A 22,758-nucleotide genomic window follows, 5' to 3' on the forward strand; every position below is an offset into this window, starting at 1 on the left:
GTCAGGACCGAATGCCCACGCAAGTCTCCGAACCCCAGCCCCTCGAGCCGGGCACCCTCCGCGTCATCCCGATCGGTGGCCTCGGCGAGATCGGTCGCAACATGACCGTCTACGAGTACGAGGGCAAGCTCCTCATCGTCGACGCCGGCGTGCTGTTCCCCGAGGAGCACCAGCCGGGCGTGGACCTGATCCTGCCCGACTTCGCGCCGATCCGGCACCGTCTCGACGACGTGCTCGGTGTCGTGCTCACCCACGGCCACGAGGACCACATCGGCGCCGTGCCGTACCTGCTCAAGCTGCGCCAGGACATCCCGCTGATCGGCTCCACGCTGACCCTGGCGCTCGTCGAGGCGAAGCTCAAGGAACACCGGATCAAGCCGTACACGCTCGTCGTGGCCGAGGACCAGACCGAGCAGCTCGGCCCGTTCCACCTCGAGTTCGTGGCCGTGAATCACTCCATCCCGGACGCGCTGGCCGTCGCCATCACGACCCCCGCCGGACGTGTGCTGCACACCGGTGACTTCAAGATGGACCAGCTGCCGCTCGACGACCGCATCACCGACCTCCGCGCCTTCGCGCGCCTCGGTGAGCAGGGCGTCGACCTGTTCCTGCCGGACTCGACCAACGCCGACGTCCCCGGCTTCACCGCGCCCGAGCGGGACATCGGCCCGGTGCTCGAGAACATCATCACGCGCGCCCGCAAGAAGGTCGTCGTGGCGAGCTTCTCCTCGCACGTGCACCGCGTGCAGCAGGTCCTCGACGCCGCCGCCGCCGCGAACCGCAAGGTCGCGTTCATGGGCCGCTCGATGATCCGCAACATGACGATCGCCGCCGAGCTCGGGTACCTGCGGGTGCCGGAGAACGTGCTGATCGACACGAAGAAGGCCAAGAACGTGCCGGACGACCAGATCGTCTACATGTCGACCGGGTCGCAGGGCGAGCCGATGGCCGTCCTGGCGCGCATGGCCAACCTCGAGCACCAGATCGAGATCGGCGAGGGCGACACCGTCATCCTGGCGTCGTCGCTCATCCCGGGCAACGAGAACGCGGTCTACCGGGTCATCGACGGCCTGACCAAGCTCGGCGCCAAGGTCGTGCACAAGGGCAACGCCAAGGTGCACGTCTCCGGCCACGCCTCTGCCGGCGAGCTCCTGTACTGCTACAACATCCTGCGGCCGCGCAACGTGCTGCCCGTGCACGGCGAGCACCGCCACCTGTACGCCAACGCCGACCTGGCGATCCAGACCGGCGTGCCACCGCGGAACGTCATCCTGGGACAGGACGGCATCGTCGTCGACCTCAAGGACGGCGTGGTGAACGTCGCCGGACAGCTCGACATCGGGTACGTCTACGTCGACGGGTCGACCGTCGGCGAGATCACCGACGCCGACCTGAAGGACCGCCGCGTCCTGGCCGAAGAGGGCTTCATCTCCGTCTTCTGCGCCGTCGACTTCGCGACCGGCCAGTGCGTCATCGGCCCGGAGATCCAGTCCCGCGGGTTCGCCGAGGACGACTCGGTCTTCGACGACGTCCGCCCGCAGATCGCGAAGGCCCTGGCCGACGCGGCCGGCAACGGCACGCGCGATGCGCACGCCTTCAGCCAGGTGGTGCGCCGGACCGTGGGCCGCTGGGTCAACAGCAAGCACCGCCGTCGTCCGATGATCGTCCCGGTGGTCATCGAGGCGTAGCGCGCAGCGCGCAGCCGGCCTGGGCCCACGCCGCCGGTTCCGCCGCGACGCGCCAGCGGCGTGGCGGCCGTGCCGGTGGGGAGAGGCTCGGTGCAGGTCCGTCACGGACCCGCACCGGGCCTCCTGGCCGTTGCGGGGCCGCCGTCTCGTCCGGCGGTGCCGTCCGGTCTCGGCCGAACGGCCACCTGATCTCGTCCTCAGGAATGATCTTCCGTCGGTATGTCGGCCACTAGCGTTCCGGTGTGAACGTCCTCCGCCGCTGGGTGTGGCCCGGCCTCAAGTTCCTCGTCTTCGCTGCCATCGCGGTGGCCCTGGTGCGGCTCGCGTTCTTCGCGGCCGAGCCGCCCGAGGCCGACGCCGTGCCGACCGGTCAGATCGAGGACCCGGTCGTCACGGTCACGAAGGGCGACATCAGCAACGACGTCCAGGCGACCGGCACGATCCGGTCCGTCGCGTCGACCGCCGTGCGCGCGACCGTCGCGGGCACGGTGAACCGGATCTTCGTCGCGAACGGCGCCCACGTCGAGCAGGGTGCCCCGGTCCTGGACGTCCGGGTCGAGACGCCGGTCGACGGCGCGACCGAGGACGGCAGCGCCCTGCCGCCCAAGGTGACCTTCGCGACCGTCGTGGCACCCGCCGCCGGCACGGTGTCCGGCCTCGACCTGGTCCAGAAGCAGCCGGTCGACATCGGCACCGTCGTGGCCCGCGTGGCCCCGGAGGCGTACCGCGCCAGCGCCACGCTGCAGGCAGCACAGCTCTACCGGCTCGTCGACCGTCCGTCCGAGGCCACCGTCACCGTCAAGGACGGCCCGGCGCCCTTCACGTGCACGAACCTCTCGCTCACGAGCGCCCCGGCCGGCGGCGAGAGTGCCGACGGTGGCGACGACGCCGCGGCCCAGGACGGCAGTGGTGCCGGGGCCTCGACCGGTGGCACCCAGCTCGAGTGCGACGTGCCCGGCGGCGTGCGTGTGTTCCCCGGGCTCGAGGTCACGATGTCGGTCCCGGCCGGCAAGGCCGAGGGCGTCCTGACCCTGCCGACGACCGCGGTGCAGGGCTCGGCGCAGCAGGGCATCGTCACCGTGGTGGCCGACTCCGGGGACCACGAGCAGCGTCAGGTGGAACTCGGCATCACCGACGGCGAGCAGGTCGAGGTGAAGTCCGGCCTGGCCGAGGGCGACCAGGTGCTGCAGTTCGTCCCGGGCAAGGAGCAGCCGGACGACCGGTCCGTCGACGGCGGCGGGGTGGCGTTCGGATGAGCCTGGTCACGGTGCGCGGGCTGCGGAAGTCCGTCACGCTGCCCGACGGCTCGACGCTGGAGATCCTGCGCGGCGTCGACCTGGACGTCGAGGCCGGCAGCCGGACGGCCATCGTCGGCCGCTCGGGCTCGGGCAAGTCGACCCTGCTCAACGTCCTCGGGCTGCTCGACGCGCCGACGACGGGAGACCACGAGTTCGACGGGATCGACGTCGGTCGTGCGGGGTCGATCCGGCGCGACCGGATCCGTGGCGCGGCCGTCGGCTTCGTCTTCCAGCAGTTCAACCTGCTGCAGGGTCGCACCGCGGTCGAGAACGTCGAGGTGCCCCTGCTGTACGCGTCCGGCCGGGAGTTCTGGCGCCGACGACGCCTCGCGGTCGAGATGCTCGACCGTGTCGGCCTGGCCGACCGTGCGCACATGCAACCGCACCGGCTGTCCGGCGGTGAGCAGCAGCGCGTGGCGATCGCCCGCGCGCTCGTCCGGTCGCCGCGGCTGATCCTGGCCGACGAACCGACCGGGGCACTCGACGTCGACACGGGCCGCGACGTGATGCAGCTGCTCGAGACCGTCGCCGCCGAGACCGCCGCCGCGCTGATCACCATCACGCACGACGCCGCCGTGGCCGAGCGCGCCGAGGTGGTCCACCGGATCGACCACGGCCTGATCGACGACGTCGCGGCGGAGGTGGCCGCGTGAACCGCGTCGTCACGACGGTCGTCGGCACGTTCGTCGAGTCCTGGCAGGAACTCCGGGTGCACCGGGGTCGGGTCGTCCTCAGCCTGGTCGGCGTCACCATCGCGGTGGCGTCCCTGGCGGTCGTCGTCGGGTTCGGTGCGCTCGCCGAGAAGGCCACCGCGGCGTTGAACGAGCAGTACAGCGGTCGACCGGCCACGTTCGCGCTGTCGGCGTCGAGCACGACGGGTGGCGCGGTCGCGGACGAGGACGCGCTGTTCGCCGAGTACCGCGCCGCGGCCCAACGGTACGACGTGCAGTGGTCGACGGAGACGATGCAGGGCCCGCGGAAGGTGCAGTTCCCGGACGGGGTCAGCGACGTGTACACGAACACGGTCGACCCGGACTACGCCGAGATGCACCGCGTCCGGATGGCGAGCGGGTCCTGGTTCACCGAGGACGACCGGTCGCGACTGGCTCCCGCGATCGTGGTGAACCGGGCGTTCCTCGAGCGCCTGGGGGACCCGGACCTCGTCACACACCCCACCGTCCGGCTGCCGGGCGTCCCCGGTGCCGTCGCAGTGGTGATCGGGGAGTACGTCACGAGCGACTACGACACCGAGCCGGCGATGTACGAGATGGCCCGCTCCGTCGCCTCGACCGGGCTCGTGGCCGACCCGGACTCGGGGATGAGCCGGTCCTTCGAGGTGTGGGTCCCGGACCACGGGGCGAAGCGGCTCGCGAACCGCATCGCCAGCGACGCCGAGCGTTCGGTCGGCGGCGGGGTGGAGGTGTCGGCGGACCGGATGGACGCGGCGGGCACGGTCGACGGTGACCCGCTCGGGCCGCTGCGGTACGTGATCGCCGCGGTGTCGGTCCTGGTGCTCGTCCTCGGCGGCCTCGGGCTGCTCACCGTCTCGCTGGTGAGCGTCCGGCAGCGCATCCGCGAGATCGGCATCCGCCGCGGGGTCGGTGCGACCGCGGGCCGCATCTTCGTCGCGGTGCTGCTGGAGAACGTCCTCGGGACCGCGGTCGCGGGCGGGATCGGCGTGATGCTGGGCGCCGCGGTGCTCAGCAACGAGACGGTCCGTTCGGCGATCACGAGCGGGGCGGACATCGGGGGAGCACCCTTCCCGCTCGAGGCAGCGCTCATCGGCATCGGGTCCGCCGTCGCCGTGGGCGCCCTGGCAGGGCTGTTGCCCGCGCTCGTGGCCGTCCGCGTCAAGGTCATCGACGCCATCCGGTACTGACAGGCTGCCCGGCTGCTCCGTCGTCCGCGGCGGGGCTGCCGGGCTTTGTCCGCCGCGGGCGTTATGGTCGTCCCCATGGCCGGAGGCACCAAGTCGACCACGCGCTCACGCGCGTCAACGTCGTCCCGCACGAGTGGGACGCGCGGAACGTCGCGCACCCAGGCCACCACGAAGAAGCTCCCGCAGGCGGCGCCCGCGGTCGAGTTCACCGGGCAGAACCCGCTCGTGACGGCCTGGCTCGGGATGGCGCACGGCGTCGGGGCGATGTTCCGTCTGCTGGGCAAGGAGTCGCTCGAGAAGGACCAGCGCCGCGACGGCTTCCCGTTCTTCCTGTTCGTGCTGGCGATCGCCGGAGCCGTCGTCGAGTGGCTCAACCCGACGAACGCCGTCTCGATCGCCCTCGACGCCTACACGTTCGGCGGGCTGTTCGGACGGCTGGCGTTCGCGCTGCCGGTGATCATGGTCGTGTTCGCGGGCTGGTTGTTCCGGCACCCCGCGTCCGTGCACGACAACACTCGTATCGGGATCGGCTTGGGGCTGCTCCTGGTGTCGATCTCGTCGCTCTGCCACGTGTTCGGCGGGCAACCCAGCGCCTCGGACGGCATGCCGGCCCTCGCTGCCGCAGGTGGCGTGCTCGGCTGGGTCGTCATCGGCTGGCTCGTCGCCGTCGCGACGGCGTGGATCGCGGTCCCGGTGGCCGTCCTGCTGCTGGTGCTCTCGCTGTTCATCATCACGAAGACCCCGCCGAACAAGCTCGGCCGTCGACTGCACGAGCTCTACGCGTACCTGTTCGGTGCCCCGGCCCCCGCTGCCGAGGACGAGCCGGACACCGCGGCGGCACCGACCAGGGCCCCGCGCAAGGGCGTCAAGGGATCGACGGCCTCGCAGGGCCTGCAGCTGTTCGACGACCTCGGCTTCGAGGACGGCGAGCAGCCCGACCCCGACGCCGAGGGACACATCCCGTGGTGGCGGCGCAACAAGTCCGGGCGCGAGGAAGACCCGGCCTACGACAGCCCCGTCATCCCGGCCACCGGCACCGCCGCCGCTGCCCCCGCGGCCGCGCCCACGACGAGCCCGAACGCCGGTGCCGCGGCCGGGCTGATCGACCACACGCCGGCCGAGCCCGCGTCGGTGAACCTCAACGACTCGCTCGAGACCGAGGTCGCCGCAGACCTCGACCGCGCCGAGCAGGCGCTCCGTGACTTCGGTGCGCCGGTGCCGGACGTGCAGCCGGAGGCGATCCGTCCGGAACCGGACGTGCCCGTGGTGGCCGCACCGGGCCTCCAGGCCGATCCGGTCGACGACGCTGCGGTCGCCGGCCTGCCGGAGACCGGGTCCGCGGACGACCCGTCCAAGCCGTACCGCCTGCCCGCGGCGACCACCCTGAGTGCCGGCACACCGTCGGTCGCGCGCAGCCAGGCGAACGACGACATCGTCGCCGCGATCACCGGCGTGCTGACCGAGTTCAAGGTCGACGCGAAGGTCACCGGCTTCTCGCGTGGCCCGACGGTCACCCGATACGAGATCGAACTCGGCCCCGGCGTGAAGGTCGAGCGGGTCACGGCCCTGTCGAAGAACCTGTCCTACGCGGTCGCCTCGAACGAGGTCCGCATCCTGTCGCCGATCCCGGGCAAGAGCGCCATCGGCGTCGAGATCCCGAACTCCGACCGCGAGGTCGTGTCGCTCGGCGACGTGCTGCGCTCGAACGCTGCGACCAAGTCCAAGCACCCGATGACGATCGGCGTGGGCAAGGACGTCGAGGGCGGCTTCGTCGTCGCGAACCTGGCGAAGATGCCGCACATGCTGGTCGCCGGCTCCACCGGGTCCGGCAAGTCGGTGTTCATCAACTCGATGATCACCTCGCTGCTCATGCGTGCGAAGCCGTCCGAGGTGCGCATGGTCCTGGTCGACCCCAAGCGGGTCGAGCTGTCGATCTACGCCGGGGTCCCGCACCTCATCACGCCCATCATCACGAACCCCAAGAAGGCCGCCGAAGCGCTGCAGTGGGTCGTGAAGGAGATGGACATGCGGTACGACGACCTGGCGTCCTTCGGGTTCCGCCACGTCGACGACTTCAACAAGGCGATCCAGAACGACGAGATCGTGCTGCCCGCCGGCAGCGAGCGCAAGCTCAAGCCGTACCCGTACCTGCTGGTCGTGGTGGACGAGCTCGCCGACCTGATGCTCGTGGCCCCGCGCGACGTCGAAGAGTCGATCGTGCGCATCACGCAGCTGGCCCGTGCGGCCGGCATCCACCTGGTGCTGGCGACCCAGCGCCCCTCGGTCGACGTCATCACCGGGCTCATCAAGGCCAACGTGCCGTCGCGGATCGCGTTCGCGGTCACGAGCGTCACCGACTCCCGCGTCATCCTCGACCAGCCCGGCGCCGACAAGCTGATCGGGCAGGGCGACGCGCTCTTCCTGCCGATGGGCTCGTCGAAGGCCGTCCGCGTGCAGGGTGCCTGGGTGCAGGAGAGCGAGGTCGCCGAGGTCGTCCAGCACGTCACTCGACAGGCCCAGCCCGAGTACCGCCAGGACGTCGCCGCGGTGGTCGAGCGCAAGGAGATCGACGCCGACATCGGTGACGACCTCGAGCTGCTGCTGGCCGCCGTCGAACAGGTGGTGTCGACGCAGTTCGGCTCCACGTCGATGCTGCAGCGGAAGCTCCGGGTCGGGTTCGCGAAGGCCGGACGCCTGATGGACCTGATGGAGTCGCGGGACATCGTCGGCCCCTCCGAGGGGTCGAAGGCCCGCGACGTCCTGGTCACCGCCGATCAGCTGCCATCCGTACTGGCGAAGCTGCGCGGCGAGGAACCCCCGGCTCCTGCGGCCCCGGCGCCGGTCGCCGCGCCGGCCTCCGCGCCGGTCTCCGCACCGGACGACGGCGACCGGTACAGCGCCGACCCGGTGGGCGACATGACGCGCGGGTACGATCAGGTCGAGGACGAACCGGACGAGGACGCCTGGGGCCTCACCGGCAGGGAGTGATCAGGATGACCGCCTCGGAAGGCACCAACACGAAGCGGTTCCCGTGGCGCGGGCGGCTGATCCGCAAGGGTCCCGGCCCCGCGTCCACCGCGAACGTCGCGAACATCATCACCGTCGTCCGCATCCTGATGGCGCCGCTGTTCTTCGTCCTGCTGCTGTCGGACGGCGGGCAGGACACGTCCGTGCGCATCTGGGCGGCGGTGCTCTTCGTCGTGGCGATCGTCACCGACAGCGCCGACGGCATCATCGCGCGCCGGCAGGACCTGGTGACGGACTTCGGCAAGCTCGTCGACCCGATCGCCGACAAGGTGCTGATCGGCGGTGCCCTGGTCGCGCTGTCGATCCTGGGCGAGCTGCCCTGGTACGTGACGGTGCTCATCATGGTGCGCGAGATCGGGATCACCGTGTTCCGCTTCGCCGTGCTGTCCGACCGGGTGATCCCGGCCAGCCGCGGCGGCAAGATCAAGACCGTGCTGCAGGCCGTGGCCATCACGCTGGCACTGTTCCCGTGGTGGCACTTCGCCGGGGACGTCGCGCACTGGACCAACGGCATCCTGATGACCGCAGCGGTGCTCGCCACCGTGCTCAGCGGGCTCGACTACCTGTACCAGGCGTACCGGCACAACCGGACCGCCGCGTGAGCCGAGCGGTCGACGCGGCTGCAGCCGCGCCTCCTGTCCGCATCGCGCCACGCGTGGTGGCGGAACTGACCGTCCGCGGTGAATCCGTCGCCGTCGCGGAGTCCCTCACCGGGGGGCTCGTGGTGTCGGCGCTCGTCGCTGTGCCCGGCGCGAGCGCGGTCGTCCGCGGGGGCGTCGTGGCCTACGCGACCCCCGTGAAGGCGTCCGTGCTCGGGGTGTCCGCGGAGCTGCTGGCGTCGAACGGCGCCGTCGATCCCGAGGTCGCCCGGCAGATGGCGGCCGGTGTCCGCACGGCGTTGGCGGTGGACGGCGTGCCCGCCACGTGGGGCATCAGCACGACGGGCGTTGCCGGACCGGACCCGCAGGACGGCCAGCCGGTCGGCACCGTGTTCGTCGGGATCGCCTCCGCAGCGGGTGCCGAGGCCTTCGAGCTGCACCTCGACGGCGACCGCGACGCAATCCGTCAGGCCACCGTCTCCGAACTCCTGGTACGGCTGTCCGACTCGCTGGGACACCGGGAATGACCCGCGTTACCGCTGGGTTACATCTCACGCAATCTCCAGCGGGGTGGCAGTCCAGGTGGCTACCATGCTGCAACCGGCAACGATCGCGTTGCTGAACCCCGTCACGGTCATCCCGACCGCTCGGGCTTGGAGACGACAGGAAGGAGGAGTTCTCATGGTTCTCGTTCGTCAGGAGATCGGCGACGTTCTGCGGGACTTCCGCTTGCAGAAGGGCCGGACCCTCCGTCAGGTCGCGTCCAAGGCCAGCGTCGCGCTCGGGTACCTCAGTGAGGTCGAGCGTGGTCAGAAGGAAGCGAGCTCGGAGATCCTCGCGTCGGTCGCCGACGCGCTGGACACGCCCATCTCGACGATCATGCGCGAGGTGGGCGACCGCCTCGCCGTGGTCGAGGGACTCGTCCCCGTCCCGGACACGCTCCCGGACGAGCTCGTCGCCGAGTTCGACAACGACCTCGCGGTGCGCTGAGCCGTACTGCAGTCGAACGCCCCCGTCGGTCCGCCGGCGGGGGCGTTCTCGTGTGCGGGGGCGTGCTGGCGTCCGGGCTACCCTGGTCGGATGCGCGTGAGTGAGTTCTGGCGAGCCGTCGACCAGGTGTTCGGCGAGGCCTACGGTGCCGTCGTCGCACGGGACGTCGTGCTCGAGGAACTCGGAGGTCGTTCGGCGGCCGAGGCGATCGCCGCGGGCATCGACACCCGCAAGGTCTGGGACGCGCTCTGCGACTCGCAGGACGTCCCCGCGGACCGGCGGCACGGCAAGGGGCTCATCGAGCCTCGGGGGTGACGCGCCGCGGTGACCGCTCGGGATGCGTGTCACGGGCACGCTCGAACGCGTGTTCGGCGTGTCGCTCGAACGGGTGTTCGACGGGTGGTACGTTCCTGCACAGCGGAGTCGATCGAGGCATTCGTCCACAGGCAGCGTGACCACCGGCAGTGATGTCGGTGGCGGGCCCTAGGTTCGAAGCCATCGGGAGACACCCGGAGCCTTGTCCGAGAACCAGCAGCCCTGCACCACCGGCGGCTGGGGGCCAGACAGCCTACAGGCGGCAGACCACGAGCACGCAGGAGCACATCATGCCTTCACCCGCAGACCGCGAGAAGTCCCTCGAGACCGCCCTCGCCCAGATCGACCGGCAGTTCGGCAAGGGCGCCGTGATGCGCCTGGGCTCCGAGGACCGTGCGCCGGTCGCCGTCATCCCGACCGGTTCGGTCGCCCTCGACGTCGCGCTCGGCATCGGTGGACTGCCCCGTGGCCGCATCATCGAGATCTACGGCCCGGAGTCCTCCGGCAAGACGACGCTGACGATCCACGCGATCGCCAACGCGCAGCGCAACGGCGGCATCGCGGCCTTCATCGACGCTGAGCACGCGCTCGACCCCGAGTACGCCAAGAAGCTCGGCGTCGACATCGACGCCCTGCTCGTGTCCCAGCCCGACACCGCGGAACAGGCACTCGAGATCGCGGACATGCTGGTCCGCTCGGGATCGATCGACCTGATCGTGATCGACTCCGTCGCAGCGCTCGTGCCCCGCGCCGAGATCGAGGGCGAGATGGGTGACTCGCACGTCGGTCTGCAGGCACGTCTGATGTCGCAGGCCCTCCGCAAGCTGGCCGGTGGGCTCAACCAGACCCAGACCACGATGATCTTCATCAACCAGCTGCGCGAGAAGATCGGTGTGTTCTTCGGCTCGCCCGAGACCACCTCCGGCGGCAAGGCGCTCAAGTTCTACGCCTCGGTGCGCCTCGACATCCGTCGCATCGAGACCCTGAAGACCGGCACGGACGCGGTGGGCAACCGCACGCGTGTCAAGGTCGTCAAGAACAAGATGGCGCCGCCCTTCAAGCAGGCCGAGTTCGACATCCTCTACGGCACGGGCATCTCGCGCGAGGGCTCGCTGCTCGACTTCGGTGTCGACCACAACATCGTCAAGAAGTCCGGCGCCTGGTACACGTACGACGGCGACCAGCTCGGGCAGGGCAAGGAGAACTCGCGCTCCTTCCTCATCCAGAACCCGGAGATCGCGGCCGAGATCGAAGGCAAGATCCTCGCCAAGCTCGGCGTCGGCGGTGCGAAGCCGGCGGCGGACGCAGCACCGGTCGAGTCCATCGAGCCCAAGCTCGCCGCGCGCAAGGGCGCGTGAGCATCGACGACGACGCGGGCCTCGCACCGGTCACCGACCTGTTCGGTGCGCGGTCCCGTCGTGGTCGTGCGGACGTCAGCCCGCCTGCTGAGCCGGATGAGTCCGGTGGGGGCGACCGACCCGGGGACACCGACATGCCCAGCACGCCTGGGCAGTCCGGGGAGCCCGAGGACGACCTCGCCGACGACGCCGATGCACCCGTGCCTGTGCAGCTGCGCGGCCCCGCGGCCCAACCGGCCTGGGTCTCGCCCGTCGTGGGTGACGGCTCCGGCCGGAGCGCTCGCGCCGAGGAGTCGGGGTACGCGACCGAGGACGAAGCCACAGCCCGGACGGCATCGGTGTTCTCCATCGCCGGGGGTGAGGAGATCGACCCGGCCGACGCTCCCCGTCCGATCGACGAACAGCGCGCCGACGCCGAACGGATCAGCATGCGCGCGCTCGGGCGCAAGGGCGTCAGCACGTCCGAACTCCGGTCGACGCTCACGCGGAACGACCTCGACCCCGACGTCGTCGAGCACGAGATCGAGCGACTGACGCGAGTGGGCCTGCTCGACGACGTCGCCCTCGCGACCGACCTGGTCGACCGCTTGCACGACCGCAAGGGCCTCGGACGCCAGGGGGTCGTCGCGGAACTCCGGAAGCGCGGCATCGACCAGGCCGCGATCGACGCGGCACTCGACGCCGCTGCCGACGACGATGACGACGAGTTCCTCCGCGCGATCGAGCTCGCACAGAAGCGCGCCGGGCAGCTCCGCGGGCTCGACCGGGCGACCGCCGAGCGTCGGCTCTCCGGGGTCCTCATGCGCAAGGGCTACAACGGCGGCATCGTGCGGATCGCCGTCGAACGAGCGCTCGACGGCGGCGGCGGACCGCGTCCCGGTGGTCCGCGCGGGACCGTCCGGTTCGAGTAGGCCGAGCGGTCCGAGCGGAGCACCCGACCTACACTGGGACGACCATGGCGACCGTCGACGCGCAGCCCCGCACCTACGAAGTCCGCACCTACGGGTGCCAGATGAACGTGCACGACTCCGAGCGGTTGAGCGGGTCGCTGCAGGCCGCCGGGTACGTCGCCGCGGACGGCGCGCAGGCCGACGTCGTCGTGATCAACACCTGCGCGGTGCGCGAGAACGCCGACAACCGGCTCTACGGCAACCTGGGCCAGCTCGCCGGCATCAAGCGCGACCACCCGGGCATGCAGATCGCGGTCGGCGGGTGCCTGGCGCAGAAGGACAAGAACGTCATCCTCGAGAAGGCGCCGTGGGTGGACGTCGTCTTCGGCACGCACAACATGGGCTCGTTGCCGACGCTGCTCGAACGCGCGCGGCACAACGGCGAGGCCCAGCTCGAGATCCTCGAGTCGCTCGACGTGTTCCCGTCGACGCTGCCGACCAAGCGCGACTCCACCCACAGCGGCTGGGTGTCGATCTCCGTCGGGTGCAACAACACCTGCACGTTCTGCATCGTGCCGTCGCTGCGCGGCAAGGAGAAGGACCGCCGACCGGGCGACGTCCTCGCCGAGATCCAGGCGCTCGTCGACGACGGCGCGATCGAGGTCACGCTGCTCGGACAGAACGTGAACTCGTACGGCGTGGAGTTCGGCGACCGGCAGGCGTTCGGCAAGCTGCTGCGTGCAGCCGGCCAGATCGAGGGACTCGAGCGCATCCGGTTCACCAGCCCGCACCCGGCTGCCTTCACGGACGACGTCATCGACGCGATGGCGGAGACCCCGACCGTGATGCCCCAGCTGCACATGCCGTTGCAGTCCGGTTCCGACCGGGTGCTCAAGGCGATGCGGCGGAGCTACCGCAGCGAGCGGTTCCTCGGCATCCTCGACCGGGTGCGCGCCTCCATCCCGCACGCGGCGATCTCGACGGACATCATCGTGGGCTTCCCCGGCGAGACCGAGGAGGACTTCGCGGACACGTTGCGCGTCGTCGAGCAGGCCCGGTTCGCCTCGGCGTTCACGTTCCAGTACTCGATCCGACCGGGGACCCCGGCGGCCACCATGGACGACCAGCTGCCGAAGGCGGTCGTGCAGGAACGGTACGAGCGACTGACAGCACTGCAGGAGCGCATCACCGCCGAGGAGAACGCGCAGCAGATCGGCCGGACGGTCGCGGTCCTGGTCGCCAGCGGTGAGGGGCGCAAGGACGGCGCGACGCATCGGCTCTCGGGCCGCGCGGAGGACTCCCGGCTCGTGCACTTCTCCGTGCCGGCGGGCTCGGACGTCCCGCGTCCGGGCGACGTCGTCACGGTCGAGGTCACCCGGTCGGCACCGCACTTCCTGATCGCCGACGCACAGGACGGCGATCAGTTGCGTGTCCGTCGCACCCGCGCGGGCGACGCCTGGGACCGCGCGCAGGCCGAGTCCTGCGGCGTCCCCACCCCCGCCGAGCGGGGCTCCGGGCCGCGCTCGGTGTCGCTCGGGCTGCCGACACTCCGTGTCGGCCGCTGACCCGGTCGTGACGGACAGCACGGCGGAGCCGCACCCGGCGAGCGGTGACCTCGTCGCGATCGTGGGCGCGACCGGGACGGGCAAGTCGGACCTGGCCATCGCGGTGGCCGACCGGTACCGTGCGGCGGGTCGACCGGCCGAGATCGTCAACGCCGACGCGATGCAGTTCTACCGTGGCATGGACATCGGTACGGCGAAGGTGCCCCTCGTCGAGCGGCACGGCATCCCGCACCACCAGCTCGATGTGCTCGACGTCACGGACGACGCGAGCGTCGCTGCCTACCAGCAGCAGGCCCGCGCCACGATCGAGCGGATCACCGAGGACGGCGGCGTCGCGGTTCTGGTCGGAGGCAGCGGTCTCTACGTGTCGTCGGTGCTGTACGAGCTCGACTTCCCGGGCACCGACCCGGAGCTGCGTGCCGCCCTCGAACGAGAGCACGACGAGCACGGGCCGGGCGCCCTGCTCGCGCGCCTGCGCGACCTCGACCCGGAAGCCGCGCGAACCATCGACGCACGCAACCCCAGGCGCTTGATCCGTGCCGTGGAGATCGCGAGTCGATCCGACCGTGTGACCACGAGCCTCCCGGCCGTGCCGCGCGTGTGGCGACCAGCGACCGTCCTGCGGCTGCACCGGGAACGGGAGCAACTCGTGGCGGCCCTGCACGACCGCGCGCAGCGCATGTTCGACCAGGGGCTCGTCGACGAGGTAGCTGAACTGCGCGACGTCGGACTCGAGCGGGGGCGGACGGCGCGTGCGGCGATCGGGTACTCGCAGGCGCTCGAGGTGCTGCACGGTGCCGCGACGGTCGACCAGGCCATCGAGGCCACCGCCGTCGCGACCCGCAAGTACGCCCGGCGGCAGGTCTCCTGGTTCCGCCGGTACTCCGAGGCCCAGGTGCTCGACGTCACGGGAGCCGACCGCGACGACCTGTCCGCCCTGGCCCGTAGGATCGTCCCGTGACCGAGCTGCACTTCACCAAGGGCCAGGGGACCGGCAACGACTTCGTCCTGTTCGCCGACCCGGACGCGGCGGTCGACCTGACGCCCGAGCGGATCCGCGCCATCGCCGACCGCCGGTTCGGCGTGGGGGCGGACGGCGTGATCCGTGCGGTGCGCGCCGACGCGATCCCCGAGGGGCGTGCGCTCGCTGCCGCCGCTCCCGAGGTCACGTGGTTCATGGACTACCACAACGCCGACGGCACGGTCGCTGAGATGTGCGGCAACGGCATCCGCGTGTTCGCGCGCTACCTGACCGAAGCGGGCCTCGTCGACCTGCAGCCCGGCGAGACCCTGTCCGTCGGCAGCCGCAAGGGCGTCGTCGACATCCAGCGCCAGGCGAACGGGTTCGCGGCCGACCTCGGGCGGTGGGGCCTCGGGATCGAGGGCGGCGGCGCATCGGACGTCCTGGTCCGCGCGAAGGACCTGGACCGGGCGAGGCCGGGCCTCGGGATCGACGTCGGCAACCCGCACGTCGTGGTGGCCCTGGCGTCCGAGGACGAGCTCACCGGACTCGACCTGACCTTCGTCCCCGTGCTCGACCCTGCCCCGGCTGCCGGTGCGAACGTCGAGTTCGTGCTGCCGGGCGACCCGCTGGTGCAGGACGGCATCGGGCAGATCACGATGCGTGTCCACGAGCGGGGGAGCGGCGAGACCCTCTCGTGCGGGACGGGTGCCGTCGCCGCTGCCCTGGCGACGCGGCACTGGGCTGGTGCTTCGGCGCCGGACACCTGGCGCGTGCGGGTCCCCGGCGGGGTCGTGACCGTGCGGATGTTCGCGGCCGAGGACGGCGAGCACGTCTCGTTGGCCGGGCCCGCCGAGCTCGTGTTCTCCGGAGACCTGACCGTCTGACGGGCGCGGGCGCGCGGCGCGGCGCTGGCCGCGTGTTGTCGGTTCGGCGGTGCGGTTGGCGTTCGCCCAACCAGAAGCACCTCGAACCGCGCAATCGCGCAGTTCGGGGTGCTTCTGGTTGTGCGAACGGCGCCGAGGTCGTGTCGGCGGTGGCGTCGGCGTCGGCGTCGCGTCGGCGTCGCGTCGGCGAGGCATCGGCGTCGGACGGGAGGCTCGGGTAGGGTCGCCGACGTCGGTGACGCGAGTGGGGCCTCCCGTCTGGACTGCTGCGGGCGCGTTGCGCCGCTGCGGCCGGTGCGCGCTGGCGCACCTCGCGCACCGTGCGAGGTTGCGGACACGGTGCGAGCTTGTAACCGCGCACCGTGGACGGAACCTCGCACCATCCGCTGCGGGCGCGCCCGCGCTGCGCCGCCCGCGTCGCCCGCCCGCGCCCGCGCCCGCGCACCTACGCCGCGGTGCGGTGCACCCGCAGGACGCGGAAGCCCTTGTCCGTCGTGGCCCTCGTGACGTGGAACGACGCCCCGAGCGCATCGTGCAGCCACCGCTGCAACGAGTCGCCGCCGAGGTCCTTCGACACGACCAGCCACGCGTCACCAGCGACCTCGAGCCGGGGGAGCCAGGTCGTCAGGATGTCGTGGAGTTCGTCCTTGCCGACACGGATCGGCGGGTTCGACCAGATCGTGCGGAAGCGCAGGTCGGCGGGCACGTCGGACGGCAGCCCCACGGTGACGTTGGCGACCCCGGCGGCCTCGGCGTTGTGCCGCGCCAGGTCGAGCACGCGCTCGTTGACGTCCACACCCCACACCGCAGCGTCCGGCGAGTGCAGCGCCATCGTGACCGCGATCGGCCCCCACCCGCAGCCGATGTCGAGCAGCGCCCCTTCGGGCGACGGCGGCGGGACCGAACCGAGCAGCACCCGGGTCCCGCGGTCGATGCCGTCCGGGCTGAAGACCCCCGCCGCGGTGGTGAACGAGAAGGTCCGCCCGGCCAGCGTCACGGAGATCTGCCGCGGACGCGCCTGGCTCTCCGGGGTGGCCGAGAAGTAGTGGTCGTTCGCCATGGAAGAACCGTACCGGCTCGCCCGTGTGTCCCGGAGGAGACGGAGGTAGCCTGTGGACAGCATGACGGAACCCAACAACCAAGCTGAAGGCGACGGCGTCGTCGAGCGCGTGCTGCGCAACGCCGACTCGCGGGCCAGCTCGTCCATCTTCGCGCCGGCACAGGCGATCCAGACCCGCTCGGTCGACGAGCAGGGCTGGGCCGGCGACGGCGACCAGTACGACCGCGACGACCGCGCAGCGCTGCGCCGTGTCGCCGGTCTCTCCACCGAACTCGAAGACGTCACCGAGGTCGAGTACCGGCAACTCCGGCTCGAACAGGTCGTCCTGATCGGGGTGTACGCCCAGGGCGACGCCGCCGACGCCGAGAACTCCCTGCGCGAGCTGTCGGCCCTCGCCGAGACCGCCGGCGCGGTGGTGCTCGACGGGCTCCTGCAGCGCCGACCGCACCCGGATCCCTCCACCTACCTCGGCAAGGGCAAGGCCGAGGAACTGGCGATGGTCGTCAAGGCCACCGGCGCCGACACCGTGATCGCCGACACCGAGCTCGCACCGTCGCAGCGTCGTGCGCTCGAGGACGTCGTCAAGGTGAAGGTCATCGACCGCACCGCCGTGATCCTCGACATCTTCAGCCAGCACGCCAAGTCCCGCGAGGGCAAGGCCCAGGTCGAACTCGCCCAGCTCGAGTACCTCCTGCCGCGACTGCGCGGGTGGGGTGAGTCGATGTCCCGACAGGCCGGTGGTCAGGTCTCCGGCGGCGCCGGCATGGGCTCGCGTGGCCCCGGTGAGACGAAGATCGAGCTCGACCGTCGTCGCATCCACACGCGGATGTCCAAGCTCCGCCGACAGATCGCCGGCTTCCGCCCCGCGCGCGAGGCCAAGCGTGCCGACCGACACCGCAACGAGGTGCCGAGCGTCGCGATCGCCGGGTACACGAACGCCGGCAAGTCCTCGCTGCTGAACCGCCTGACGAGCGCGGGTGTGCTGGTGCAGAACCAGCTCTTCGCCACGCTGGACGCCACGGTCCGCCGGACCGAGAGCACGAAGGGCCGCGAGTTCACGTTCGTCGACACCGTCGGCTTCGTCCGGAACCTGCCGCACCAGCTGGTCGAGGCGTTCCGCTCCACACTCGAAGAGGTCGGCGAGGCGGACGTCATCGTGCACGTCGTCGACGGCTCGCACCCTGACCCCGCTGCTCAGCTGGCGACGGTGCGCGACGTGATCGGCGACGTCGGTGCCCGGGACATCCCGGAGATCGTCGCGTTCAACAAGGCCGACCTGATCGACGAGGCGCAGCGCCTGGTGCTCGTCGGCATGGCGCCCGACGCCGTGTTCGTGTCGGCCCGTACCGGCGAGGGCGTCGGCGACCTCCTCGCCGCGATCGAGGCCCGCCTGCCGGAGCCGGACGTCGACCTGACCGTCGTCGTCCCCTACGACCGGGGCGACCTGGTCTCGCAGCTGCACGACACCGGCTCGGTGGAGTCGGTCGACTACGTCGAAGCCGGTACCCGCCTGCACGTCCGCGTCTTCCAGCGGCAGGTCGCTGAGCTCGACCCGTACGTGGTCGCGCCGGTCGCGTCGGCGTAGACCGCCACCACCGCACAGACGGGAGGCCCGGTGCCAGCTGGCACCGGGCCTCCCGTCCGTCAGTGGATTGCGCAGGCGAGCTCGCTCAGAGCGAGCGGAGCACCGCCACGACCTTGCCGAGCACGGTGGCGGCGTCGCCGAGGATCGGCTCGAACGCCGTGTTGCGGGGGAGCAGCCAGGTGTGCCCGTCGCGCTGGCGGAAGACCTTGACGGTCGCTTCCTCGTCGAGCATCGCGGCGACGACGTCGCCGTTCTCGGCGGTCTGCTGTGACCGGACGACGACCCAGTCGCCGTCGCAGATCGCCGCGTCGATCATCGACTCGCCGACGACCTTGAGCATGAAGAGGTCACCCGAGCCGACGAGCTGGCGGGGGAGCGGGATGATCTCGTCGACGTGCTGCTCGGCCGTGATCGGGACACCGGCGGCGATCCGTCCGACCAGGGGCACGAGGGTCGTGGTGTCGACGTCGGGTCCGTCGGCCTCGGCGGAGGGCTCGTCGACCAGGACCTCGAGCGCACGCGGGCGGTTCGGGTCGCGGCGGATCCAACCGCCGAGTTCGAGCTGCCCGAGCTGGTGGGAGACGCTCGACAACGAGGACAGGCCGGCGGCGTCGCCGATCTCGCGCATGCTCGGCGGGTAGCCCCGGCTCGCGATGGAGGCCCGGATCGCGTCGAGGATCGCCTGCTGCTTCGCGGTGAGCGGTTTCTGGACCCGCAGTTCGTCCGCCACGTCGTCTCGCCTCCTGGTCGGGACGCGGCGCTGCGGGAATGTCGGTGGTCCCCGCCAGGCTTGTCCCAGTCAGTCGAAACAGTATCCGACCGCATACCGCCGGACAAACACCTGTTCGAGCGTGTCGCACGAAATCTCCCCAGAAATCACTCCGGGGGACTTGTGCGCCCGTTCGTTCGAACGTATGTTCGGTACAGCGCTTCGGAATGCAGCTTCGGCAGGCATCCCATGCTCCGCACCGCATCCGAGCACCGCACAAGGAAGGCACCACGACATGAGCACCATCGCACTTGCATCCATGCAGGACGCTCCTCGCGTCGTCCGCACCCGTCTGCGCCTCACCCGGCGCGGGCGCGTCGTCCTGACCAGCCTCGCGGCGCTGCCACTGCTGGTGACCGTGGCGCTCGTCGCCCTCAACGGTGGGCAGGCCTCCGCAGGCAACACCGTCGGCCACAGCGACTTCCAGACGGTGACCATCCAGCCCGGCGAGACGCTCTGGCAGCTGGCCGAGCAGACCGCGCCGAACGCCGACCCGCGCGACTTCGTGCAGGACGTCGTCAGCCTCAACGCCCTCGACGGCTCTGGGCTGCAGGCCGGCGAGCAGATCGCCATCCCGACCAAGTACACCGACGCGCGCTGACGGACCGGGCACGCGCCTCGGCACCGTCCGGCTGGCCGGTCGGCTCGGAGTCTCGGCGCTCTACGATGGATCGGTGGCATTCACGCTCGAAGACCTCCCGATCCGAGACGACCTCCGCGGTCTGAGCCCGTACGGCGCACCGCAGAAGCACGTCCGCGTGCAGCTCAACGTCAACGAGAACACGCATCCGGTGCCGGACGACGTCGCCCAGGACATCGTCGAGTCCATCCGGGTCGCGCTGCAGACCGTCAACCGGTACCCGGACCGCGAGTTCACCGCGTTGCGGGAGTCCCTCGCGGCCTACCTCGGCCACGACCTGCGCGCCGAGCAGATCTGGGCGGCGAACGGCTCGAACGAGGTCATCCAGCAGCTCCTGCAGGCCTTCGGCGGCCCGGGGCGCAGCGTGCTCGGGTTCCCCCCGACCTACTCGATGCACTCGATCATCGCCGCGGGCACCGGCTCGCGGTGGATCGCCGCCGAGCGCGACGACGCCTTCCGGATCTCCCCGGAGACGGCGGTCGCTGCGGTGCGGGAACACCAGCCGGACCTCGTGTTCCTCTGCGGGCCGAACAACCCCACGGGCACCCCGCTCGACCTCGCCACGATCCAGGCCGTGTACGACGCCACCGACGGCATCGTGATGGTCGACGAGGCCTACGCCGAGTTCATGCCGATCGGGCAGCCCTCGGCGATCACCCTGCTGCCGGGTCGTGAGCGCCTGGTCGTCTCGCGCACCATGAGCAAGGCGTTCGCGTTCGCCGGCGCCCGCGTGGGGTACCTCGCGGCGCACCCGGCCGTGATCGACGCCCTGCGCCTGGTGCGCCTGCCGTACCACCTGTCCGCCCTGACCCAGGCGGCCGCGGTCGCCGCGCTCCGCCACGCCCCCGAGATGCTCGCGATGGTCGACGACATCCGCGGGCAGCGCGACCGCATGGTGACCGAGCTGCGGGCGATGGGGTACGCCCCGTACGAGACCTGGTCGAACTTCGTGCTGTTCGGCGGGGTGGCCGACCCGAACGCCGCGTTCGAGTCGCTGCTGGAGGAGGACGTCATCGTGCGCGACCTCGGCATCCCGAACCACCTGCGCGTGAGTGCCGGCACCGAGTCGGAGACCACCGCGTTCCTCGACGCCATGCGCCGCGTCGCCGCCGAACAGCCGCCGGTTAGGGTTGGAGCATGACCGCGCGCACCGCCACGATCAGCCGCCGGACCAGCGAGTCGAGCGTCGAGCTCGAACTCGACCTGGACGGCACCGGCTCCTCCGACATCAGCACGAGCGTGCCGTTCTTCGACCACATGCTCACCGCGTTCAGCAAGCACTCCCTGATCGACCTGCGCGTGCGGTCGACCGGGGACACCGACATCGACGTGCACCACACCGTCGAGGACACCGGCATCGTGCTCGGGCAGGCGCTCAAGCAGGCCCTCGGCGACCGGTCGGGCATCGGCCGCTACGGGGACGCGCTCGTGCCCCTCGACGAGGCGCTGGCGCAGGCCGTCGTCGACGTGTCCGGGCGCCCCTACCTGGTGCACACCGGCGAACCAGCGGGCTTCGAGTTCCACCGCATCGGCGGGCACTTCACCGGGTCGATGGTCCGTCACGTGTTCGAGGCCATCACGGTCAACGCCGGCATCACCGTGCACGTCCGCGTGCTCGAGGGCCGCGACCCCCACCACATCGCCGAGGCCGAGTTCAAGGCGTTCGCTCGGGCGATGCGCCGTGCCGTCGAGCTGGACCCCCGCGTCGACGGCATCCCGTCCACCAAGGGCGCCCTGTGAGCGGCGACGCGAAGCCGAACGTCGTCGTCCTGGACTACGGCTCTGGCAACGTCCACTCGGCGGCCAAGGCCCTGGAGCGCGCCGGTGCCCAGGTCACGCTGACCGCGGACAAGCGCACCGCGCTGCAGGCCGACGGACTCCTGGTCCCCGGCGTCGGTGCGTTCGCGGCCGTCATCGACCAGCTCGAGCAGGTGCAGGGCGGCGAGATCGTCGACCACCGTCTGGCCGGCGGGCGCCCGGTGCTCGGCATCTGCGTCGGCATGCAGGTCCTCTTCGCCCGGGGGGTGGAGCGCGGCGCCGACGTCGAGGGCCTCGGGCAGTGGCCCGGCACCGTCGAGCAGCTGCAAGCCGAGGTCCTGCCGCACATGGGGTGGAACACCGTCCAGACGCCCGAGAACAGCGTGCTCTTCGACGGGCTGCAGGACGAGCGCTTCTACTTCGTGCACTCCTACGGCGTGACCGACTTCCCACTCGAGGCGTACGGACCGTTCCGCGCGCCGAAGCTGACCTGGGCCGAGCACGGCCAGCGGTTCATCGCCGCGGTCGAGAACGGCCCGCTGACCGCTACCCAGTTCCACCCGGAGAAGTCGGGTGAGCCCGGCATCCAGTTGCTCCGCAACTGGGTCCGCTCGCTCTGAACGCCAGCACGACCCCGAGCGCAACCGGGCGCTGAACGCCAGCACCACCGGACCGGAGCGGCCCACCGGAGCCGCTCCGGGCCTCCAGTCCGACCAGCCACGCACCGAGAACCGACAGGACCATGACCGACCTGACCAGCACCCCGCCCCTCGTCCTGCTGCCGGCGATCGACGTCGTCGACGGCCAGGCCGTCCGTCTGACCCAGGGCGAGGCCGGCAGCGAGACCGGGTACGGCGACCCGGTGGCCGCTGCCCGCACCTGGCGCGACCAGGGCGCCGCGTGGATCCACCTGGTGGACCTCGACGCCGCGTTCGGCCGGGGCGACAACCGCCGCGTCATCGCGGAGGCGATCGCCGAGGTCGAGGGGGTCCAGGTCGAACTGTCCGGCGGCATCCGTGACGACGCCGCGCTGCGCGCCGCCCTGGCGACCGGCGCCACCCGGGTCAACCTCGGCACCGCCGCGCTCGAGGACCCGGAGTGGGCCGCTCGGGTGATCGGCGAGTACGGCGACCAGATCGCCGTCGGCCTCGACGTGCGTGGGACGACGCTCGCCGCACGCGGCTGGACGGAGGACGGCGGTGACCTCTGGGAGGTCCTCGACCGGCTCGAGGCGGCCGGCTGTGCCCGGTACGTGGTCACCGACGTCACGAAGGACGGCACGCTGCAGGGTCCGAACGTCGAGTTGCTACGCCAGGTCTGCGACCGGACCGACCAGCCCGTGGTCGCCTCGGGCGGCATCTCGACGCTCGACGACCTGATCGCGCTGCGCGCCCTCGTACCGCACGGACTCGAGGGCGCCATCATCGGCAAGGCCCTGTACTCGGGCGCCTTCACGCTCCCCGCCGCGCTCGACGTCGCCTCGGCGTAG

At 71.2% G+C, this 22,758-nt stretch carries 22 protein-coding genes; 20 read left to right on the forward strand and 2 right to left on the reverse strand.

Features of this window, described 5'->3' with window-relative positions; translation table 11 throughout:
* Nucleotides 1–11 precede the first annotated feature (11 nt).
* The 14 genes from BIU90_RS03555 (at nt 12) to dapF (ending at nt 15,457) form a co-directional block, all read left to right on the forward strand.
* Nucleotides 12–1,688, forward strand: coding sequence for a ribonuclease J (locus tag BIU90_RS03555; protein WP_071298845.1), 1,677 nt, complete (start codon nt 12–14; stop codon nt 1,686–1,688).
* A gap of 242 nt (nt 1,689–1,930) precedes the next feature.
* The gene (locus BIU90_RS03560; protein WP_071298846.1) at nt 1,931–2,944 is read left to right on the forward strand and encodes an efflux RND transporter periplasmic adaptor subunit; all 1,014 of its coding nucleotides are present in this window, start codon (nt 1,931–1,933) and stop codon (nt 2,942–2,944) included.
* A complete protein-coding gene (locus tag BIU90_RS03565) occupies nt 2,941–3,639 on the forward strand; it encodes an ABC transporter ATP-binding protein (protein ID WP_071298847.1) in 699 nt (232 codons plus the stop codon). The genes BIU90_RS03560 and BIU90_RS03565 overlap by 4 nt, the downstream gene beginning before the upstream one ends.
* On the forward strand, nt 3,636–4,865 hold the full coding sequence (locus BIU90_RS03570) for an ABC transporter permease (RefSeq protein ID WP_071298848.1): 1,230 nt from the start codon (nt 3,636–3,638) through the stop codon (nt 4,863–4,865). The genes BIU90_RS03565 and BIU90_RS03570 overlap by 4 nt, the downstream gene beginning before the upstream one ends.
* Nucleotides 4,866–4,940: 75 nt before the next feature.
* A complete protein-coding gene (locus BIU90_RS03575) occupies nt 4,941–7,853 on the forward strand; it encodes a DNA translocase FtsK (RefSeq protein WP_071298849.1) in 2,913 nt (970 codons plus the stop codon).
* Between the two features lie 5 nt (nt 7,854–7,858).
* Nucleotides 7,859–8,494, forward strand: coding sequence for a CDP-diacylglycerol--glycerol-3-phosphate 3-phosphatidyltransferase (pgsA, locus tag BIU90_RS03580; RefSeq protein ID WP_071298850.1), 636 nt, complete (start codon nt 7,859–7,861; stop codon nt 8,492–8,494).
* Nucleotides 8,491–9,018 (forward strand): CinA family protein, encoded by a 528-nt coding sequence (locus BIU90_RS03585; protein WP_254786937.1) that lies wholly within the window; start codon nt 8,491–8,493, stop codon nt 9,016–9,018. Before pgsA ends, BIU90_RS03585 begins: the two co-directional genes overlap by 4 nt.
* A gap of 154 nt (nt 9,019–9,172) precedes the next feature.
* The gene (locus BIU90_RS03590; RefSeq protein ID WP_071298851.1) at nt 9,173–9,481 is read left to right on the forward strand and encodes a helix-turn-helix domain-containing protein; all 309 of its coding nucleotides are present in this window, start codon (nt 9,173–9,175) and stop codon (nt 9,479–9,481) included.
* A gap of 90 nt (nt 9,482–9,571) precedes the next feature.
* Complete coding sequence (locus BIU90_RS03595; protein ID WP_071298852.1) at nt 9,572–9,796, forward strand: DUF3046 domain-containing protein; 225 nt, start codon at nt 9,572–9,574, stop codon at nt 9,794–9,796.
* Nucleotides 9,797–10,086: 290 nt separating this feature from the next.
* Entirely contained in the window at nt 10,087–11,154 is a 1,068-nt protein-coding gene (gene recA / locus BIU90_RS03600) for a recombinase RecA (RefSeq protein ID WP_071298853.1), read from the forward strand.
* Nucleotides 11,151–12,065 carry a regulatory protein RecX gene (locus tag BIU90_RS03605; protein ID WP_071298854.1) on the forward strand — a complete coding sequence of 305 codons (915 nt, stop codon included), beginning with the start codon at nt 11,151–11,153 and terminating at the stop codon, nt 12,063–12,065. Before recA ends, BIU90_RS03605 begins: the two co-directional genes overlap by 4 nt.
* Nucleotides 12,066–12,109: 44 nt before the next feature.
* On the forward strand, nt 12,110–13,609 hold the full coding sequence (gene miaB, locus BIU90_RS03610) for a tRNA (N6-isopentenyl adenosine(37)-C2)-methylthiotransferase MiaB (protein ID WP_071298855.1): 1,500 nt from the start codon (nt 12,110–12,112) through the stop codon (nt 13,607–13,609).
* 7 nt (nt 13,610–13,616) lie between these two features.
* Entirely contained in the window at nt 13,617–14,570 is a 954-nt protein-coding gene (gene miaA, locus BIU90_RS03615) for a tRNA (adenosine(37)-N6)-dimethylallyltransferase MiaA (protein ID WP_071298913.1), read from the forward strand.
* Nucleotides 14,567–15,457: a diaminopimelate epimerase gene (dapF, locus tag BIU90_RS03620; protein ID WP_071298856.1), complete on the forward strand. Its 891-nt coding sequence runs from the start codon at nt 14,567–14,569 to the stop codon at nt 15,455–15,457. Before miaA ends, dapF begins: the two co-directional genes overlap by 4 nt.
* A gap of 445 nt (nt 15,458–15,902) precedes the next feature.
* Here dapF and BIU90_RS03625 read toward each other — a convergent pair whose 3' ends face one another.
* Complete coding sequence (locus BIU90_RS03625) at nt 15,903–16,517, reverse strand: class I SAM-dependent methyltransferase (protein ID WP_071298857.1); 615 nt, start codon at nt 16,515–16,517, stop codon at nt 15,903–15,905.
* A 61-nt stretch (nt 16,518–16,578) separates the two neighbouring features.
* Here BIU90_RS03625 and hflX point away from each other — a divergent pair, with 61 nt between their 5' ends.
* The gene (hflX, locus tag BIU90_RS03630; RefSeq protein WP_071298914.1) at nt 16,579–18,102 is read left to right on the forward strand and encodes a GTPase HflX; all 1,524 of its coding nucleotides are present in this window, start codon (nt 16,579–16,581) and stop codon (nt 18,100–18,102) included.
* Between the two features lie 85 nt (nt 18,103–18,187).
* Here hflX and lexA read toward each other — a convergent pair whose 3' ends face one another.
* Nucleotides 18,188–18,832 carry a transcriptional repressor LexA gene (gene lexA / locus BIU90_RS03635; RefSeq protein ID WP_071298858.1) on the reverse strand — a complete coding sequence of 215 codons (645 nt, stop codon included), beginning with the start codon at nt 18,830–18,832 and terminating at the stop codon, nt 18,188–18,190.
* Nucleotides 18,833–19,106: 274 nt separating this feature from the next.
* Here lexA and BIU90_RS03640 point away from each other — a divergent pair, with 274 nt between their 5' ends.
* From BIU90_RS03640 to priA, 5 genes are all read left to right on the forward strand, one after another.
* Entirely contained in the window at nt 19,107–19,472 is a 366-nt protein-coding gene (locus BIU90_RS03640; protein WP_071298859.1) for a LysM peptidoglycan-binding domain-containing protein, read from the forward strand.
* Nucleotides 19,473–19,545: 73 nt separating this feature from the next.
* Nucleotides 19,546–20,652 carry a histidinol-phosphate transaminase gene (locus tag BIU90_RS03645; RefSeq protein WP_071298860.1) on the forward strand — a complete coding sequence of 369 codons (1,107 nt, stop codon included), beginning with the start codon at nt 19,546–19,548 and terminating at the stop codon, nt 20,650–20,652.
* Nucleotides 20,649–21,251 (forward strand): imidazoleglycerol-phosphate dehydratase HisB, encoded by a 603-nt coding sequence (gene hisB, locus BIU90_RS03650; RefSeq protein WP_071298861.1) that lies wholly within the window; start codon nt 20,649–20,651, stop codon nt 21,249–21,251. Before BIU90_RS03645 ends, hisB begins: the two co-directional genes overlap by 4 nt.
* Nucleotides 21,248–21,889, forward strand: a complete 642-nt coding sequence (gene hisH / locus BIU90_RS03655; protein WP_071298862.1) for an imidazole glycerol phosphate synthase subunit HisH — start codon at nt 21,248–21,250, stop codon at nt 21,887–21,889. Before hisB ends, hisH begins: the two co-directional genes overlap by 4 nt.
* A 122-nt stretch (nt 21,890–22,011) precedes the next feature.
* The gene (priA, locus tag BIU90_RS03660; RefSeq protein WP_071298863.1) at nt 22,012–22,758 is read left to right on the forward strand and encodes a bifunctional 1-(5-phosphoribosyl)-5-((5-phosphoribosylamino)methylideneamino)imidazole-4-carboxamide isomerase/phosphoribosylanthranilate isomerase PriA; all 747 of its coding nucleotides are present in this window, start codon (nt 22,012–22,014) and stop codon (nt 22,756–22,758) included.

The sequence above is a fragment of the Curtobacterium sp. MCBA15_001 genome, assembly GCF_001864835.1.
GTDB lineage: Bacteria > Actinomycetota > Actinomycetes > Actinomycetales > Microbacteriaceae > Curtobacterium.